This window comes from Denitrobacterium detoxificans, assembly GCF_001643775.1.
In the GTDB taxonomy this organism is placed as follows: Bacteria; Actinomycetota; Coriobacteriia; order Coriobacteriales; family Eggerthellaceae; genus Denitrobacterium; species Denitrobacterium detoxificans.
Map to the genome: position 1 here is coordinate 593,561 of NZ_CP011402.1, position 17,690 is coordinate 611,250.

Below are 17,690 nucleotides of genomic sequence, written 5' to 3' on the forward strand. Positions count from 1 at the left end.
GCCGCGCGAATGCGTAGAACAAGGAAGGCGCCACCATGGCAATCCAGAAACCCGAGGGAACCGAAGACCTGCTTCCTGTCGACGAGCGCTTTTACCGCCATTTCGTGGATACGGCCGCGCGCGTGTTCGGCCGCTACGGGTACGAGCCCATCGAGACGCCCCTGTTCGAGCAGACCGAGCTGTTCGTGCGCGGCATTGGCGAGTCCACCGACGTGGTGGGCAAGGAAATGTTCACCGCCATTTCGGGCAACAACCTGAAGACGCTGCTGGATGGCGGGAAGATTCGCTCGAAGAGCCGTCTTTCCCTGCGCCCCGAGGGCACGGCAGGCGTGGTGCGCGCCATCGCCCAGCATGGCCTTGCTCCGCAGGGTGGTGCTCCGGCGAAGCTCATGTACGCGGGTCCGATGTTTCGCGCCGAACGTCCTCAGAAGGGTCGTTTGCGTGAGTTTCACCAGGTAGGCGTTGAGTGCATTGGTGCCGATGCGCCGTCGATCGACGCCGAGGGCATCATTATGCTCATGCGCTTCTACGAGGAGATTGGCCTTCCGCGCGAAAACATGCGCTTGCTCATCAACTCCATGGGCGACGAGGCATGCCGCCCCGCGTATCGCGAGTCGGTGCGCTCCTACATCATGGAGCACGCCAGCGATATGTGCGAAGATTGCCAGCGTCGCGCCGACATCAATCCGCTGCGCGCGTTCGACTGCAAGGAAGAGGGCTGCAGCGCCATTATGGCCAATGCCCCGAAGATTCCCGACGCCCTGTGCGACAGTTGCAAATCGCATTACGAGCAGGTGAAGGCTTACCTGGACGCCGCTGGGATCGAATACATCGAAGACCCCACGCTCGTGCGCGGTCTCGACTACTACACCCGTACCGTCTTTGAAATCCAGGTGGATATCGAGGGTATGGGCTCGCAGAGCGCCATTGGCGGTGGCGGCCGCTACGACGGCCTCATGAAGGAGGTCAGCGGCAAGGAGGCTCCTGGCTTCGGCTTCGCCATTGGCTATGAGCGCTGCAAGATCGCGCTGGAGGCCGCGGGTGTGGAAGTGGCCAGCCAGAAGCAGACCGACCTGTTCATCGCGTGCGTCGACGATTCCACGCGTGCCGCTGGGTTCATGCTTGCGCAGCAGTGCCGCGATGCCGGTCTTGCCGTGGAAATCGACCATCAGAATCGTAGCCTGAAGAGCCAGTTCAAGCTGGCTGACAAGCTGGGCGCCGCCAAGGTGGCCGTGCTTGGCCCCGACGAGGCCGCCAATCGCCAGGTGAGCTTGCGCGACATGGCTACGCACGAGCAGCAGCCCGTGGCGTTCGACGAACTGGTATCCGCGGTTCGCGCGTAGGGGAATTCTGTCGTCCGCATAGGCAATTACGACTATTCCGCGCATTCGCGGTTTGCGTCGTGCCTATGCGCTACAATGCTTTAGTTTGCGAATAGTCCCGCGCGGGTTGGCCGCGCGATTCGGATTGGTAACAAGGAGCATTAGGCAAGATGGCAGATTTCAAGAACGAATACTGCATGCACACCCACACGTGCGGCGAGCTGCGCGCTGCGGATGTCGATGCGCAGGTCGTGCTTACCGGTTGGGTATGGCATAACCGCGATCATGGTGGTCTTATCTTCGTCGACCTGCGTGACCGCGATGGCTACACGCAGTGCGTCTTCGACCCCGATTGCGTGACGGCCGACGAATTCCACATTGCCGAGCATCTTGGCCGCGAGTTCGTCATCGAGGTCAAGGGCACGGTGCGCGCACGTGGCGAGGGGAGCGTTAACCCCAACATGGCCACGGGCGAAATCGAAGTGCTCGCCAACGCCATCAAGGTGCTGAACACCTCCGTTACGCCTCCGTTCTCCATTGAAGACGGCATCGAGACCGACGAAACCACGCGCATGAAGTGGCGCTACATGGATCTTCGTCGTCCCGAGATGTACAAGTCGCTGTTCCTGCGCCACACCGTGGCCCAGGCTATGCGCGGCGCCCTGAACGCCCGCGGCTTCCTGGAAGTGGAAACGCCCATCCTGGCGAACTCCACGCCCGAAGGCGCTCGCGACTACATCGTTCCCAGCCGCCCCAATCCCGGCAAGTTCTACGCACTGCCCCAGAGCCCGCAGCAGTTCAAGCAGATGCTCATGTGCGGCGGTATCGAGCGCTATTACCAGATTGCCCGCTGCTTCCGTGACGAGGACCTGCGCGCCGATCGTCAGCCCGAGTTCACCCAGGTCGACATCGAGATGAGCTTCGTCAATCGTGACGACGTCCTGCAGATGATGGAAGACGTCATGGCTGAGGTTCTGGCTGCCGTGGGCGTGGAGCACGAGTTCCCGCTGCAGCGCATGCCCTGGAAGGAAGCCATGGATCGCTTTGGCTGCGACCGCCCCGACACGCGCTTCGGCATGGAGCTCGTCGAGCTCACCGACATCGTGCGTGGCTGCGGCTTCGGCGTGTTCAGCAAGGCCGTGGAGGCCGGCAACATCGTAAAGGCCATCAACGCGAAGGGCGCTGGCGACTGGAGCCGCGGCGACATCGAGAAGCTGGCCGACGTGGCTGCCGCCAATGGCGCAAAGGGCATGGCCTGGATCGCCTACACCACCGACGGCAAGGAAAAGAGCCCCATCATCAAGTTCCTGGGCGAGGAAGTGCACGAGGCCATCAAGAAGGCCATGAACGTGGAACCCGGCGACCTGCTCCTGTTCGCCGCCGACACGTTCGCCATCGCGAACGCCGTGCTTGCCGCCCTGCGTCTGCACATGGCCGACCTGCTGGGCATCGACCGCAGCGGTCACGCCCTGCTGTGGGTCGTCGATTTCCCCATGTTCAACTACGACCCCGAGGAAAAGAAGTACGCTGCGGAGCACCATCCGTTCACCATGGTGCCCGAGGAAGACATCGAGAAGATCGAAACCGCTCCTCTCGAGGTTGGCAGCTACAGCTACGACCTGGTTATGGACGGCTTCGAGGCAGGCGGCGGTACCATCCGTGTGCACAACGCCGAGCTTCAGAAGCGCATCCTGCGTCGCGTGGGCGTTTCCGAGGAAGACCTCGAGGTGAAGTTCGGCCACCTGCTGCACGCACTCGAGCTGGGTGCTCCTCCGCATGGCGGCATCGCCCTGGGTCTCGACCGCCTGTGCATGCTGCTGGCTGGCAAGGACAGCATCCGCGACGTCATTGCCTTCCCGAAGACGAGCAGCGCCGCCGATCCCATGACGGGTGCTCCCAACGTGGTTTCCGGCCGTCAGCTCAAGGAAGTGAACCTGCGCATCCTCTAATGGTTGCCGCATAATGCACCAAGCAAGGCGTCTCCCTTCGGGGAGGCGCTTTTTCGTGTAGTTGGGACTTGCGTGCTACGGATTATGCTCTGTTTGCGGGTGGGGTGTTGCGTAGCGTGCGTGCCGTGCCTAGGCAGCGTTCAGGCTATCGATGATTTCCTGCTTGCTATGCACGTTCAAGAGCGTGTAGATGCGCTTGAGGTGCGTACGCACGGTGTTCTCGCTGATAAAGAGCTTCTTTGCGATGCTGGGTGCGTCGTATCCGTGCGCCACGAGGTTCAGCACTTCGATTTGGCGCGTGGTAAGGCCATGTGATGCCCCCAGGCTTTCTGCCTTTTCCTTCAGGATGTCGCGCTCCTGTTCGGCCGATTGCTCGGCGATAGCGCGTTCGGGCGTATCTGCGCCATCCTTTTGCTTGTGCAGTACGAAGAACATTACGAGCGAGCAGGCGTATAGCAGAAGGAATGCCAGTACCAGGGGCTGCGCTGCCATGCTGGCGAATGCGCTTTGCAGCGACCCAATGAGAATGCTGCCGATGCCCTCGGCCAGGTAGAGCACGCCCGCCATGAGGCCGTATACGAAGTCGATAGGCAGGTTGCGCTGCTGCGCGAGGGTGATGCTCTGCATGGGCACGACCATCGAGAACACCACGAAGAACGCGCTGCTCAGGAAGGAGAGCATGGGGTGCAGGGGGTCGGGCACCACGGCGAAGAGCAGCATGGTGGTTGCGATGATGGGGAAGACCACCGTGTAGGTGGCGGTGATGGACGGATCCTTCTTCAGGGCGATCCAGCAGACGCCCATGATGGAGGCGCTCACGATGTTCTGCAGGTGAATGAGCAGGGCCTGTTGGGTGAAGTCGAGCGGCTCGGTGGGTGCGCCTCCGTTCGCGATGCCCGAGATGACCGCCGCGATAAGGCCGATCATGGCGATGCAGAGCAGGGGCTTGAAGAGCGGTTGCGTGCTTTCGCGCGTAGGTGCGGTGGCGGGGGCAGCCTTGCTTTCCGTTTCGCTGCTTTCCTTTACGCAGTACAGCAGTACGAGGGTGGCGAACGCCATGACGAATACGGCGAACAGGATGCCTTCGCTGGGCGTTGCCAGATAGAGCGAGAAGGGCGCGAATGAGAGCGCCGAACCGAATACGAGTACCTTCTTGGCCGATGGCGTTCCTATGCTAGCGAAGACGCGAATCCAGCATAGGAAGAGCAGTGTGGTCCCCGCGCCCAGGCATGCGCCTGAGGCGAGCGCCAGGCCGAAGGCCGGGGCGAAGACCTGCCCAAGTAGAAGAATGAGGCCCGCCGAGACGGCAAGCGTTGCGGAAAGCAGCACGTTTTTTTCGGCAATGCGCTTGCCGCGTGCTCCTACGGCTGCAATGACGAAGAAGGTGAGTATGTTGGTAATCGACAAGGCGATGCGCCAGGTGTCCGATGCGTCTGCGCCCAGCAGCGTGCGGGGCAAAAAGGTGAACCCCCAGAGCGAGAACGAGTTGAGCGCGAGAAAGCAGGCATAGCCCGCAACGGCCGCCCAGAACCGCGGTTTGCTTTGCAGCATATGAATCCCTCCAATAGACGCACGACGCGTCTTTCCCTCGCATGCAGCGCGCAAGCGTGCATGCGTGCGCGTAACCTCCCTCTGGAAACGCGTGCTCCGATTATCGCATATGCGATTCGCTCCGTCTGGCAAGTGGGTGACAATTTGCGTTTTCCCAGGTGGTGCTTTCACATGGATTGGGTGATTCTGGAAAGCATGGACAACGGGTGAAGAAATCGTGGTGAGCGGTGGTCTAGCATCGGGGTCACGTTAGCGAGGCGTAATGGGAGTGCCTCGCACTTGTGTCCTTGAGGAGGGAACAAAGGTATGGAACAGATTTCAAGAAGGGGATTTCTCACGGGCGCTGCCGCTGCCATGGGTGCAGCTGCCGCCGCTGGTGCGGGCCTTGCGGGCTGCTCTTCGCCGAACGCGGGTGGCAAGTCTTCGGGCTCCGCTGCCGCTGAGTCGATGACGGCTGATTCCGCTAAGAAGGTAAAGTGGAGCTTCGAGATTGCTCCCGACATGCCTGCCGACAGCGAGATTTCCCAGACGTACACCGCCGACGTCGTCGTGGTTGGTTCGGGCGTGAGCGGCATGTGCTGTGCCGTGTCCGCTGCCGAATCCGGCTGCGACACCATCGTGGTTACCGCTGGCACCAAGGCAGTTGGCCGTGGTGGTTCGAACCAGGCCATCGGCTCTAAGTACCAGAAGCAGATGGGCATCGAGGATAGCCCCGAGCTGCGCCGCGAGCAGACCATGATCGAGCAGCTTGCCGCCACCATGTTCTGCGATATGCGCAAGTGGGCTCGTTGGGAGGCAAACTCCGGTGCGTTCATGGACTGGATGATCGACAAGATGGCCGCCAAGGGCCTGTCTTGCTCGCTCGAGCCTGCGTACTACGATCCCGACGGAGTTATGTCTTCGCCCGCTGCGTCGCATAACTTCTTCAATGCAGATCAGCCCATCGGCGTGTTCTATGGCGCTCCGCTGATTGCGCAGGCCTACGCTGACACGTTCACCGACGACCTGGGTGGCAAGATCTACTTCCAGCACAAGGCATACTGCCTGGTGCGCGAGAACGACAACAAGGGCCGCGTTTCCGCCGTCATCGCCAAGGATTCCAGCGGCAACTTCGTGAAGTTCGAGGCCAAGAAGGCCGTTGTCCTGGCTACGGGCGACTTCTCGAAGAACGAGGACATGATGGCTCGTTACTGCCCCTGGCAGTACGAGAAGATGAAGGACCAGCTGATGTTCGGCGAGCCCGACTACGACGTCGAGATGAACTACAGTGGCCTCATGGACGGCATCGGCCAGCGCATGGGCCTGTGGGTAGGCGCCGCCTGGCAGCGTACGTTCCCGAACCCTTGCGCCATCAACAGCGCGGGTCTGGGGCCGGCTCTGTGCGTCGTCGACAACTTCCGCGGCATCAACCTGGCTTCCGACGGCAAGCGCTTCATGAACGAGAACACCAACTTCGCCTACTGCGCGTATGCGAAGATGCAGCTTCCCGACCAGACCGCGTATGGCATCTGGGATACCGCCTATGCGTACACGCAGGAAGAGTGGGAAGGCCTGGGCTACACCGTGGGCGAGGCAAACGGCATTCCGAAATCCACGCCCGAGCAGATGATCGCCATGTGGGATAAGAACGTCGAGTCTGGCAGCTACGTGAAGGCTGACACCATCGATGAGCTGCTTGCCAAGCTGGACGGTCTGGATGCCGCCGAGGCCAAGAAGAGCATCGAGGCCTACAACAAGTACGCCGCTCAGGGTCTTGACGAGGAATACCATGTGAATCCCGAGCTGCTGCATCCCATCGCTACTGGCCCGTTCTACGGCTCCAAGACCGTGGGCGCCACGTTCCTGTCCACCATGGGCGGTCTACGTACCAACGCCGACCTGCAGGTGTGCGAGGAAGACGACACGCCCATCCAGGGTCTGTACAACGTCGGTTCGATGATTGGCGACTTCTACGCCAACTCTTACAACTTCGGGTTCCCCGGCCAGAACTTGGGTGCAGCGTGCGGCTGCTTCCCCTGGCTGCTCGGTCGTGATTTGGCCAAGCTGTAGGCTGTAGCCTGCGGGTTGGAACCATCCCCTCCCAGGAACGGGGTCGCGCATGGTGCGCGGCCCCGTTTTCTATTGGAAGTGCTTGGCATTTTGCCTGATGGTAGAATTGCTGTGCGGGCAGTGCGGCCCGCTTTGGTTTATGCGCTTGCGTGCTTGCTTTCGCCGCGCGCGGGCCTTTTCGTAGGAGGGGATATGCTCAAAGCTATTCAGGGTAGTAAGCGCCTTGTGGTGGTGGCGTTGCTTGCGGCCGTTGCGTTCGCGGTAGCGTTTTCGGTGCGTTCGCAGTGCGCGTATGCCGACGAGCCATTGCCCGATGGTTCATCCGATGCCATCGCAATCGATTCGGGTTTGCCGCTCATGGGCAACGACTACGTGTGGTTTGGCAAGGAGGCTAGCCTGTACGGCGAATCGATCAAGAACGATTTCGTGGGCGCTGGCAAGACGATGGTCATTACCGATTGCCAGATTCAAGGTGGCGTTCGTGCTGCCGGTAGCGTTGTCGACGTTATGGACACCCAGGTCGCCGAGAACGTGACCATTGCTGCGCAAAACGCGAACCTCACTCAGACGCGCGCCAACGCCATCGTCGTTGCGTGCAATACGTTCACGTTCGATGGCTCGTGCTCCGAGCTGTATGTTTTTGGCGGTTATGCCTACATCGACGGCACGGTGACGGGTGACGCTACGGTTGTGGCCGACAGGGTGGAAATTGGGCCCAATGCCAATATTCAGGGTACGTTGTACGTTGAGGCGCGCGTCGATCCGGTGGTGAACCAGGGAGCCCACGTTGGCGCTACCGAGTTCACGCCTTCCCGCAAAGATGCGATGTTCTTGGATGGCCTAACCGCCTTTGCGACCGCGGCTTCTGCGTTCGCGGTGTTCATGGCGATTGTGGGGCTTATCGGCACCATTATCGTTTCTCTGCTGGCGGAATGGCTGTTCGGCCGCCATACGGCTGCTGCGGCTCGTCTTTTGCGCGAACGCACGGGAGCCATGGTAGGTACGGGCATCGTTGGCGCCATTGCTGCGCCCGTTGCGATTGTGTTGCTGTGCGTATTCGTCGTTACGCTTCCGGTGGCTGGCGCGCTTGCGTTGGCTCTGGTTGCCATGACGGTGGTTGCCGAGGGGTTTGCGGACGCCTCCATCTTCAAGCTGGCATTCCCCCGCATGGGTCGCTTCAAGGTTGCGCTTGCGGGTGGTGCCATCATGGCCGTGCTGGGCGTCGTGCCCGTTGTGGGCGGCATCGTGCACGTGCTGGCGTTCATGTACCTTCTGGGCTACGCGCTGCAGGCCGTCTACCTTGCGCGACGCGAGAGCAAGGGCAAAGGCGGCGATGCCGGTGCATCAGGTGCGCCCAGCCCAGTTGCAGAGTAAGTGCTTTTGTCTGCGCCGCGCGTGTCGATGCCGATACGCGCGGCGATGAGATTGCAGGTTGTCGGGGTTCGCACTGTGTGTGGGCCTTTTGTCGGGGAAGAAGCGGTAATATTCACGCATCTCGATGTAATGTGGCGTTCCTATTCAATTAAACCGATATAAAGCGTGAATATTTCAAAACCGTATTGCAAAGCGGGCAAAACAGATGCAATATACGCCTCACGAGAACGGCGGCATTCGCGTTGTGCCCTCCTTTCGCCCAATGCGGCCGAGCCTTTGCTATCTCTCACATTACCCGAGCAGAGGATATTCCGTTCGACTACTAAGCGTCGCTTTGCGGCGCTTTTTGTTTTCTCGCAAAGGCTATGTGCCATTTGCCGCCCAATCGGCTTGCTGGGCCTGAGCTTCAGGCAGGAACGTGCGTCCGACTAGGGGCGATCTTGCGCTATGGGCGAGAATCTGCGCCCGGGGTTATAGGTAGAACTGTGCGTCCGGCTAGACCCATCTCGTTTCCCTTGGGTCCGCGCATGTGGGGCTTGGACCGATGTGTGGCCGCATTCTACCTGGCGCTCACCATGCAATTGACGGGCTATGCCAGTTTGGCGGTAGATGCCCATCGGTTTTGTGGGTCTTGAATGGGGGTGCATGCGATCCGTACGCAAGCGCTCCCAATCGATGGCGTGCGTCTGTTTGGGGGTAGGGCGAGAAGCGTGTTTGGACCGCCCTCGAGCGCTTCAAGGTCTGCGCTGCCGCAAATTGGGCAAAATCGGCCGACAAAATGTAAGAAATGTCGCGTTTTACACGCTCGATGGTGCTCGTTCTTTTGTATGCAAAATAAACGACCTGGGGTAATGCTGGTGCGAGAGCGAGAGAAGGCGCCGTATGCCCTTTCCGGAGGGCTCTATACCCGGGAATTACGTGTAAACGGCGACATTTTTGCAAAAATGACCGTCAAATTTGCCCAGTTTGCATTTTGGCGGCCGTTTGGCTGCTTCAATGCGTGCGTTTGGGCAAAACTGGCCGCCCTTTTGTAAAAAATTCGTCGTTCTGAACATTATTCGGGCGGGTTTGGCCCCGTTTTGCCCCTCCTGGGCGCCAAAGGGCCGGCCCTCGATGTTCAATCGCAGAGTTTCCCCAGGTCGCGATTTTTGGCGCAATGCGCAGCCGGCTCTCTGATGTTCAGAACGACGAATTTTTTACATTGCGGCCCTCGATTTTGCCAAAATCGCGTTTTGCCCGGGCATAAAGGTCGATTTTGTCGGGCGGTGCGAACTGACCGTCTTGGTTTTGCCTCGATATCGGGTTCCGGTCGGGTGAGCCGCCCAGTGCACTGGCATGGGCGGAACGCACTGGCATGGGGTGTAACGTACCGGCATGGCGCGCAGTGCGCCATGCCGGCGCCGCCTCATGCGCTTAGGCGCTCTAGCAGCTGCGTTATTGGGGGTGTCGCTGCGCCCAGCCCGTGGCGGCCTATGCGCTCCAGAAATCGCGTACGAGGGAGTGGCGATCGGGTTGGGACGTCTTCTTCAGGATGTTGTGCACGTGTACCTTCACCGTGGAAAGGGCCAGGTTCAGGTCGCTCGCGATGTTCTGGTTATCCTTGCCCATGACGATGAGGCGGATGACGTCGCGTTCGCGCTTCGAGAGCCCGTTCTTCTTGGCGTAGAGCGGCAAGACGCGCGCGATTGATTCTTCCATGGCTTCGTCTTCGCGTTCGGGCGGGGCGTCGTAGCGCAGGCGAAGCGTTTCGTTCGCAGCGCGCATCGTCGTAACGGCCAAAGTGAGGAACAGCATGTTTTCCATGGGGTTGCGCTCGCTGAAGAACCACATGTCATTGGGTAGGGTAGAGGGGTCGAAAATCAGCTGGAAGTAGACGTTTTCCAGCACGATGCCCACGGTGCAGGCAAGCGAGACCCAGTAGGCCACGCGATGGCGCCTTAGGGCGGCGCGAAGCACTTCGTCGCCCGTTGCGTACCAGTATGCGATTACGCCCGCCATCCAGAACAGGAGCACCTCGCGCATGCTGTAGAAGCAGAACTCCCGTGCCTGCACGTTGCCGATTGCATTGAACGCGATCAAGCTGGCCAGGATGTACGCCACGATGGGCGCGGTGACGAGCACGCGGTTCACCTTGCCCAAGTAGCTGCAGATGGCAAGCCAGAGGAACAGGAACATCCCCGCTCCGCTGATGATGGTGGCCTGCGGGTTGCCCACGTCCCAGAACGAGGAGGCGTTCAAGATGGCGGTGGGCGTGATGAAGTCGTCCTTGAACACCAACGACACGTCGATGAAGTAGAAGACGAAGCAGAGCGTTAGGAGGAGGAACGACTTGCGATGCGAGACGAAGTACGCCGAAAGACTCGTGGCGGAAGCCATCATGTAGACGAACATCACGCCAAGCGTGTAGTAGAACAAAACGGAAAGCATCGCGTTAGGCTCCTCTCTTGCAACCTCTCGTAACGAATGCCGTTTAGCGTGGTTCATTCTATACCCTAACCGTTTTGGGCGCGCGGTGCCTTTTGCTCGCATCGACGAGGTGAGCTGCGGTTTATGCGTGATGTAGCCGCATGCCGAAAGATTTAGTCACGAAATACATCCGCGTAGAGACTTCTCTAGACCTGTGCGCGTTCCCCCTGCAATGCCAAGGTTGCCGTATCGACGTTGCGTCGATGGCGAGCGAGTGCCCGCGTGCGTGCGAGAGCCAGGGCGCAAGCTCGTTGAACCCGAGCAAAGGAGGAGATATGTCTGAGGTTGCGGCAAGCGCTCCGGTCGGCGTAGACGAGCCGGTCGGGAAGAAGGGGCGGGGCAAGCGGAAGTTCAGTTTCCCCTCGGCGTTTACCATTCTGTTTGCGGTTACGATCATCGCGGCGCTGTGCACGTACTTCGTGCCGGCGGGCCAGTATAGCAAGCTGCTGTATGACAGCGACACGGGCATGCTGCAGATGACGGCCCCGTCGGGCGAGGTAGTGGAGCTGGACGCCACGCAGGAAACGCTTGACGAGCTGGGCGTGAAAATCGACATCGACCAGTTCACGTCGGGCGCCATCACGAAGGCCGTAAGCATCCCGGGCACCTACGAGAGCCTGCCGCAGAATCCCTTTCCATTTACCGATATCCCGTACGCCATGGTCTATGGCGTTATCGACGGCATAGACGTGATGGTCTTCATCCTGTGCCTAGGCGGTCTCATTGGCGCGGTGAAGGCAACGGGCGCATTCGAAAGCGGCCTTACCGCACTCACGCGCAAGACGAAGGGCCGCGAGTTCCTGCTGGTCTTTGGCGTGTCGTGCTTCATGATCTTCGGCGGCACGATGTGCGGCCTGGAAGAGGAGGCCGTTGCGTTCTATCCCATCCTGGCACCCGTGTTCATCGCGCTTGGGTACGACTCTATCGTGACCGTGGGCGCCATTTTCATGGCAAGCTCCGTGGGCACGACGTTCTCCACGGTCAACCCGTTCTCGGCGGTCATTGCATCGAATGCCGCCGGCACCGTGTTCACCGAGGGCCTGTGGGTGCGTCTGCTGGGCCTGATCGTGGCGTCGGTGGTGTATCTGCTGTACCTGCACTGGTATAGCAAGAAGGTGAAGGCGAACCCCGAGTTCGGCTATGCCTACGAGGACAGCGCCAAGTTCAACGCCATGTGGAAGCTGGAAGAGGACGCGGGGGAGAAGCACGTCTTCACCGCGCGCAAGAAGATCGTGCTGTGCATCTTCGTGGCCGCCTTCATCATCATGATTGTGGGCGTCATGAGCCTGGGCTGGTGGTTCCCGCAGATGGCCGCCGAGTTCGTAACGCTCGCCATTGCCGTGATGCTCATTGGCGGCTGCGGCAAGCAGGGCATCGGTGAGTCCAAGATGGTAGAGGCCTTCAGCGCCGGCGCGTCCAGCCTGGTGCCCGTTGCCCTGATCATCGGCCTGGCACGTGGCGTGAACTACGTTTTGAACTCGGGCCTTATCAGCGACACCATGCTCTACAGCGCCAGCAACGTGGTTGCGGGCATGAGCGGCCCCGTGTTCATCATCGCGCTACTGCTCATCTTCTTCGTGCTGGGCTTCGTGGTTCCCTCGTCGAGCGGTCTGGCCGTGCTGAGCATGCCCATCTTCGCGCCCCTGGCCGACACGGTGGGCATTCCCCGCTGGATCATCGTTGCCGCCTATCAGTTTGGCCAGTACGCGATGCTCTACATTGCTCCTACCGGCCTGATCATGGCAACGTTGCAGATGCTCGACATGAAGATGTCGCATTGGTTCCGGTTCGTATGGCCCATGATGGTGTTTACGCTCGTGTTCGGCGCCGTGCTGCTGAGCATTTGCACGATCGTCTTCGCCGTGTAGCCATCTACCCGCAGTAATCGTCCTTTGGCGCCATTCCGCATGGGGTGGCGCCTCTTTTATGTATGGGGGCAATGTTTCGATTGTGTTACATGACGACGCGCTCTACGTGGAGTTATTTAGGTAAAGAAACGCTTTTGCGTGCTGGAGCGGGAGCGCGCGCAAGGGCGTCGGTACAATTGATACTCCGCGGGAGCTATAGACGATTGCGTCCGCGTTAGACGAGAACCGGTTATGCAAGGAGATGTATGTCAACAGTTAAGTTCGGCGCGCACGCTCATGCGGATGCGCGTATCGGCGAGTTTGTGACGAAATTCCCTCGCCGTGTAGAGGCTACGCCGCCGGGCATGTGCCCCGTTGCGGTCGTTCAGTCGTTGCTGCAGACTTTCGCGGTCCAGACGTGCGGAAAGTGCGTCCCCTGTCGCGATGGTCTGCCCCAGCTTGCGAAGCTGCTCCAGTCGGTGCTGGATTGCCAGGCTTCCCCCGAAGACCTGGAGCGCATGCGCGCTCTGGCGGAAGTCGTTGCCGATTCGTCCGACTGCGCCATCGGCTATCAGGCTGCCCGGTCCTTGCTGGAGGGCATGGAGCTGTTCGCGGACGAATTCGCCAGCCATGTGAATGAGCATCGCTGCCTTTCCGATGTGGAGCAGACGGTACCCTGCGAAACGCTGTGCCCCGCGCACGTGAACGTACCTGCGTACGTTGCGCTGGCGGGCGAGGGCGATTTCGCTGGCGCCATTGGCATGATCCGCAAGGACAACCCGTTCCCCACGGCCTGCGCCTACGTGTGCGAGCATCCGTGCGAGACGCGTTGCCGCCGCAAGCTCATCGACGCTCCCATCAACATTCGCGGCATCAAGAAGTACGCGGTCGACAATATGGCCGCCGACAAGGTGCCCACGCCCAAGCGCAATCCCGATACCGGCCGTAGCGTTGCCGTTATCGGCGGTGGTCCCGCTGGTATGACCAGCGCGTATTACCTGGCGCTTATGGGGCATAAGGTAACGGTGTTCGAAAGCCACCCCGAGCTGGGCGGCATGATGCGCTACGCCATCCCGCCGTACCGCTTCCCCCGCAAGCGCCTAGACGAAGATATCAACGCCATCCTTTCCGTTGGCAACATCGACGTTCGCTACAACACCACCATCACCGCGGAAAGCATGAAGGACATCGCGGAGTCGTTCGACGCCGTGTACGTGGCCATTGGCGCCCAGACGGGCCGCACGCTTTCCATTCCGGGTGCCGAAGGCGCCCGTGGCATCATCCCCGCCATCGACGCGCTTGCGCATGCGGGCCTGCCCACGTTCCCCGACATGGAGGGCAAGAACGTAGTGGTCGTAGGCGGCGGCAACGTTGCCATGGACGCGGCTCGCTCGTCGGTGCGCGCCGGTGCCGCCACCGTCACGGTTGCCTACCGTCGTAGGCTCGAGGACATGACGGCTCTGGAAACCGAAATTCACAGCGCCATCGAAGAGGGTGTGGAGATGCTCATGCTCCAGTCGCCCGCTTCCGTGGAAACCGACGACGAGGGCAACTGCGTGGCCCTTATCACGCAGCCCCAGATGATCAGCGCCGTGAAACGCGGTCGCCCCGCACCCGTGGCTGCCAACAAGCCAGAGGTGCGCATTCCCGCCGATCTCATCTTGGTCGCCATCGGCCAGGACATCGTGTCGGCTCCGTTCGAGGAGTTCGGCATGAAGGCCAACCGTGGCTGCTTTGCCGCTAACGCCGAACTGCAGGCGGAAGGCTTCCAGAACGTATTCGTTGGCGGCGACTGCCAGACGGGCCCCAAGACCGTCATCATGGCCATTGCCGCAGGCAAGGTTGCCGCGCGCAATATCGACGAGTATCTGGGCTTCCATCACACGCTCGATTGCGGCGTGGATGTGCCCGTCGCGGCTCCCAACGACCTTACGGAATATGGTCGCGTGGACGTCGTGGAGCGCCCCGCGCGCGAGCGCAAGCATGATTGGAATGCCGTCGAGGTCGAAATGACCAAGGAAGAAGCCGTGCAGGAGTGCGGCCGTTGCCTTCGCTGCGATCACTTCGGTTGCGGCACGCTAGTGGGAGGACGTGTTGAAATTGACTAATCTCGTTATCGACGGCCAGCAGGTTTCCTGCTCGCCCCATGACACCATTCTCTCTGCTGCCCACAAGGCCGGTATTCGCATTCCCAAGTTGTGCTTCCTGCGGAACACGAACAACATTGCCTCGTGCCGCGTGTGCGTGGTGGAAGTGGAAGGTGCAAGCCGCCTGGTCACTGCCTGCAATACGCCGGCCGAAGAGGGCATGGTCATTACCACGAACTCCCCGCGCGTCATGGCTGCGCGCCGTACCGCCCTGTCGTTGATTCTCGCCAATGGCGGCAAGAACGCGCTCGAGGCCCGTGACGGCCAAGCTACCGAATTCGCGCGCGTATGCCGCGAATGTGGCGTGGAATCTTCCGAGTTCCAGGTGGCCCCGCAGGCTGAAGCTCCTGTGGTGGAGGGCAACCCCTTCCTGTCTTACGACCCCAGCCTGTGCATTCAGTGCCAGCGTTGCGTGGGCGCTTGCAACAAGCGCGCCGGCAATCATACGCTCGTGGCGGGCAAACAGGGCGTTCGCTCGACCATCGAGGCGCCGTTCGGCCCCAACTGGAAGGCAACCGATTGCGAATCGTGTGGCAACTGCGCCCAGGCGTGCCCCACGGGCGCCCTTTCGATGCGCCGCCGTGCTGGTTACGAAGAATCCCAGGTTACGCGCACGCGCACTACGTGTCCGCATTGCGCGGTGGGCTGTCAGCTCGACTTGGTGGTGAAGGATGGCCGCATCGTGGACGCCGAGCCCGCTAAGGGGCCCAGCAACCAGGGCCTGCTGTGCGTGAAGGGTCGTTCGGGCAGCTTCGATTTCGTGAGCTCCTCCGATCGCCTCACCATGCCGCTCGTGAAGGATCCCGCTACGGGCGAGTTCCATGAAACCAGCTGGGACGAAGCGCTTTCCATCGTGGCCGACCGCTTCGGCGCCATTCGCGATACGCATGGCGGCAAGGCGCTGGCGGCATTTGCCTGCTCGCGTTCTACGAACGAGGATATCTACCTGTTGCAGAAGATGGCGCGTACCGCCTTCCGAACTAACAACATAGATAACTGCGCACGTGTTTGACACGCTCCCACGGTCGCCGGTCTGGCGACGACGCTGGGTTCGGGAGCCATGACGAACACGATTCCTGACATAACCGATAATCCCGATGTCATCTTGCTCGTGGGTTCCAATCCCGAGGAGGCTCATCCGGTGCTGGGCATGCGCATCCGCCAGGCGGTGGAGCGCGGCACACGTCTTATCGTGGTCGATCCGCGTGAAATCGGGCTGGCCTCTATGGCGGACGTGCACCTGAAATTGCGTCCGGGCACCAACGTGGCGTTTTCCAACGGCATGGTGCATGTGATGATCGAAGAGGGGCTGGTTGACCGCGCCTTTATCGAGCAGCGCACCGAAGGCTTCGAGGAGCTTGCCGCTATGGTGGCAAGCTACACGCCCGAACGTGTGGCTGAGATCTGCGGCATCGACGCGCGTGACCTGGTGCAGGCGGCGCGGCTGTATGCCACGGCCGGCACGGCGCCCATCATCTACTGCCTGGGCGTGGCCGAGCATTCCACGGGCACCGAAGGCGTCATGTCCATGTCGAACATGGCCATGGTGTGCGGCAAGCTGGGTCGTCGCGGTTGCGGCGTGAATCCCATCCGCGGTCAGAACAACGTGCAGGGCGCCTGCGATATGGGCGCTTCGCCCAACGATTTCACGGGCTATCAGAAGATCGCCAACGAAGACGTCGTCAAGAAGTTCGAAGATGCGTGGGGCACCGAACTGCCGCATTGGCAGGGCCTGCGCTCCACCGAAGTGTTCCCCGCGGCTATCGCTGGCGACGTGCGTGGCCTGTTCATCTTCGGCGAGGACCCGGTGCGCACCGATCCCGATACGCATCATGTGATCCGCGCGCTCGAATCGCTGGAATTCCTGGTGGTGAGCGAGCTGTTCATGACCGAGACCGCCAAGTACGCCGACGTGGTGCTGCCTGGCGCCGCCTATGCGGAAAAGGAAGGCACGTTCACGAATACCGAGCGCCGCATTCAGCGCGTGCGCAAGGCTGTGGGCGCCCCCGGTCAGGCGCGTCTGGATACCGATATCTTCATCGATATCATGAATCGCATGGGCTATGCGCAGCCGCAGCTTACGGGTGCGCAGATTATGGATGAAATCGCGCAGCTCACTCCTTCGTATCATGGTGTGAGCCATGAACGCCTGGACGGCGCTGACGTGGCGGGTCGCGGTCTGCAGTGGCCGTGCCTGGCGGGCGATCATCCGGGTACGCCCATCATGCACGTCGATACGTTTGCGCGCGGGCGTGGCACGTATTCCACGGCCGAGTACCGTCCCTCGGCGGAGCTGCCCGATGGCGAATTCCCTCTGGTCATGATGACGGGCCGTGTGCTGAACCAGTACAACGCGTGCGCTATGACGGGCCGCACGCCGGGCCTGAACGAAATCTGCGACGAGTCGTTCATCGAGCTGAACACGCAAGATGCGGCGGCGCGTGGCATTGCCGATGGTGATAGGGTGCGCGTAAGCTCGCGTCGCGGCGAAATCACGTCAGTCGCGCGCGTTTCCGGCAAGACGAACCCGGGCGAAACCTGGATGCCGTTCCACTTCCAGGACGGCAACAGCAACTGGCTTACGAATGCTGCTTTGGACAACGTGTGCGCCGTACCCGAGTTCAAGGTCTGCGCCATTCAGGTGGAAAAGGCTTAGGGCCTGCTTCCATAGTCGTAACGCAAACGGGTGCGAGCAATCAGCTCGCACCCGTTTTTTCTTGCGCGTTGCAAAGTGCTTCTTGCGTCTGTATAACGTAGTGGTGAATGTTGGGCCTGGAACGTATAGGGGGTGTCTTATGAAATGTGGAATTCTTCGCTCTGCGATAATGGCGTTTGCATTGATGCTGTTCACCGATGATTTCCTGCAAGATGTGAGTGAGGTCCCCGTCCAGGAGCGAAATCTGTTCGAGTAAGCCCATAAGATAGGGCGCGTAATACGAAACGAGGCGCGATGGCCGGGTGAGCCTTCGCGCCTCGTTTTTCGTT

At 60.7% G+C, this 17,690-nt stretch carries 9 protein-coding genes; 7 read left to right on the top strand and 2 right to left on the bottom strand.

Annotated features, from left to right (window positions below; translation table 11 throughout):
- Nucleotides 1-35 precede the first annotated feature (35 nt).
- Nucleotides 36-1,343 carry a histidine--tRNA ligase gene (gene hisS / locus AAY81_RS02385; protein WP_066660904.1) on the top strand — a complete coding sequence of 436 codons (1,308 nt, stop codon included), beginning with the start codon at nucleotides 36-38 and terminating at the stop codon, nucleotides 1,341-1,343.
- Nucleotides 1,344-1,492: 149 nt separating this feature from the next.
- Entirely contained in the window at nucleotides 1,493-3,271 is a 1,779-nt protein-coding gene (aspS, locus tag AAY81_RS02390; protein ID WP_066660924.1) for an aspartate--tRNA ligase, read from the top strand.
- Between the two features lie 129 nt (nucleotides 3,272-3,400).
- On the opposite strand, the gene AAY81_RS02395 is transcribed toward aspS, so the two are convergent.
- Entirely contained in the window at nucleotides 3,401-4,822 is a 1,422-nt protein-coding gene (locus tag AAY81_RS02395) for a LuxR family transcriptional regulator (protein ID WP_066660942.1), read from the bottom strand.
- A 306-nt stretch (nucleotides 4,823-5,128) separates the two neighbouring features.
- On the opposite strand from AAY81_RS02395, the gene AAY81_RS02400 reads away from it, so the two are divergent.
- Both AAY81_RS02400 and AAY81_RS02405 read left to right on the top strand, forming a co-directional pair.
- The gene (locus AAY81_RS02400) at nucleotides 5,129-6,871 is read left to right on the top strand and encodes an FAD-dependent oxidoreductase (RefSeq protein ID WP_066660951.1); all 1,743 of its coding nucleotides are present in this window, start codon (nucleotides 5,129-5,131) and stop codon (nucleotides 6,869-6,871) included.
- 192 nt (nucleotides 6,872-7,063) lie between these two features.
- Complete coding sequence (locus tag AAY81_RS02405) at nucleotides 7,064-8,245, top strand: hypothetical protein (protein WP_066660957.1); 1,182 nt, start codon at nucleotides 7,064-7,066, stop codon at nucleotides 8,243-8,245.
- A 1,470-nt stretch (nucleotides 8,246-9,715) separates the two neighbouring features.
- On the opposite strand, the gene AAY81_RS02415 is transcribed toward AAY81_RS02405, so the two are convergent.
- Nucleotides 9,716-10,672, bottom strand: coding sequence for a helix-turn-helix transcriptional regulator (locus tag AAY81_RS02415; protein ID WP_066660964.1), 957 nt, complete (start codon nucleotides 10,670-10,672; stop codon nucleotides 9,716-9,718).
- Nucleotides 10,673-10,986: 314 nt separating this feature from the next.
- Between AAY81_RS02415 and AAY81_RS02420 the strand changes: the two genes are divergently transcribed.
- The 3 genes from AAY81_RS02420 to fdhF all read left to right on the top strand — a co-directional run bounded on the left by AAY81_RS02420 (nucleotide 10,987) and on the right by fdhF (nucleotide 17,361).
- A complete protein-coding gene (locus AAY81_RS02420) occupies nucleotides 10,987-12,579 on the top strand; it encodes a YfcC family protein (RefSeq protein WP_066660967.1) in 1,593 nt (530 codons plus the stop codon).
- A 245-nt stretch (nucleotides 12,580-12,824) separates the two neighbouring features.
- On the top strand, nucleotides 12,825-14,666 hold the full coding sequence (locus AAY81_RS02425; protein WP_066660969.1) for an NAD(P)-binding protein: 1,842 nt from the start codon (nucleotides 12,825-12,827) through the stop codon (nucleotides 14,664-14,666).
- Nucleotides 14,659-17,361: a formate dehydrogenase subunit alpha gene (gene fdhF / locus AAY81_RS02430; RefSeq protein ID WP_082867815.1), complete on the top strand. Its 2,703-nt coding sequence runs from the start codon at nucleotides 14,659-14,661 to the stop codon at nucleotides 17,359-17,361. Before AAY81_RS02425 ends, fdhF begins: the two co-directional genes overlap by 8 nt.
- Nucleotides 17,362-17,690: the final 329 nt, after the last annotated feature.

Bases quoted from the DNA above. Each gene is read 5' to 3' on its own strand.
- hisS (WP_066660904.1), top strand. From the start codon at position 36: ATGGCAATCCAGAAACCCGAGGGAACCGAAGACCTGCTTCCTGTCGAC.
- AAY81_RS02420 (WP_066660967.1), top strand. From the start codon at position 10,987: ATGTCTGAGGTTGCGGCAAGCGCTCCGGTCGGCGTAGACGAGCCGGTC.
- AAY81_RS02415 (WP_066660964.1), bottom strand. From the start codon at position 10,672: ATGCTTTCCGTTTTGTTCTACTACACGCTTGGCGTGATGTTCGTCTAC.
- AAY81_RS02400 (WP_066660951.1), top strand. From the start codon at position 5,129: ATGGAACAGATTTCAAGAAGGGGATTTCTCACGGGCGCTGCCGCTGCC.
- AAY81_RS02405 (WP_066660957.1), top strand. From the start codon at position 7,064: ATGCTCAAAGCTATTCAGGGTAGTAAGCGCCTTGTGGTGGTGGCGTTG.
- AAY81_RS02395 (WP_066660942.1), bottom strand. From the start codon at position 4,822: ATGCTGCAAAGCAAACCGCGGTTCTGGGCGGCCGTTGCGGGCTATGCC.
- AAY81_RS02425 (WP_066660969.1), top strand. From the start codon at position 12,825: ATGTCAACAGTTAAGTTCGGCGCGCACGCTCATGCGGATGCGCGTATC.
- aspS (WP_066660924.1), top strand. From the start codon at position 1,493: ATGGCAGATTTCAAGAACGAATACTGCATGCACACCCACACGTGCGGC.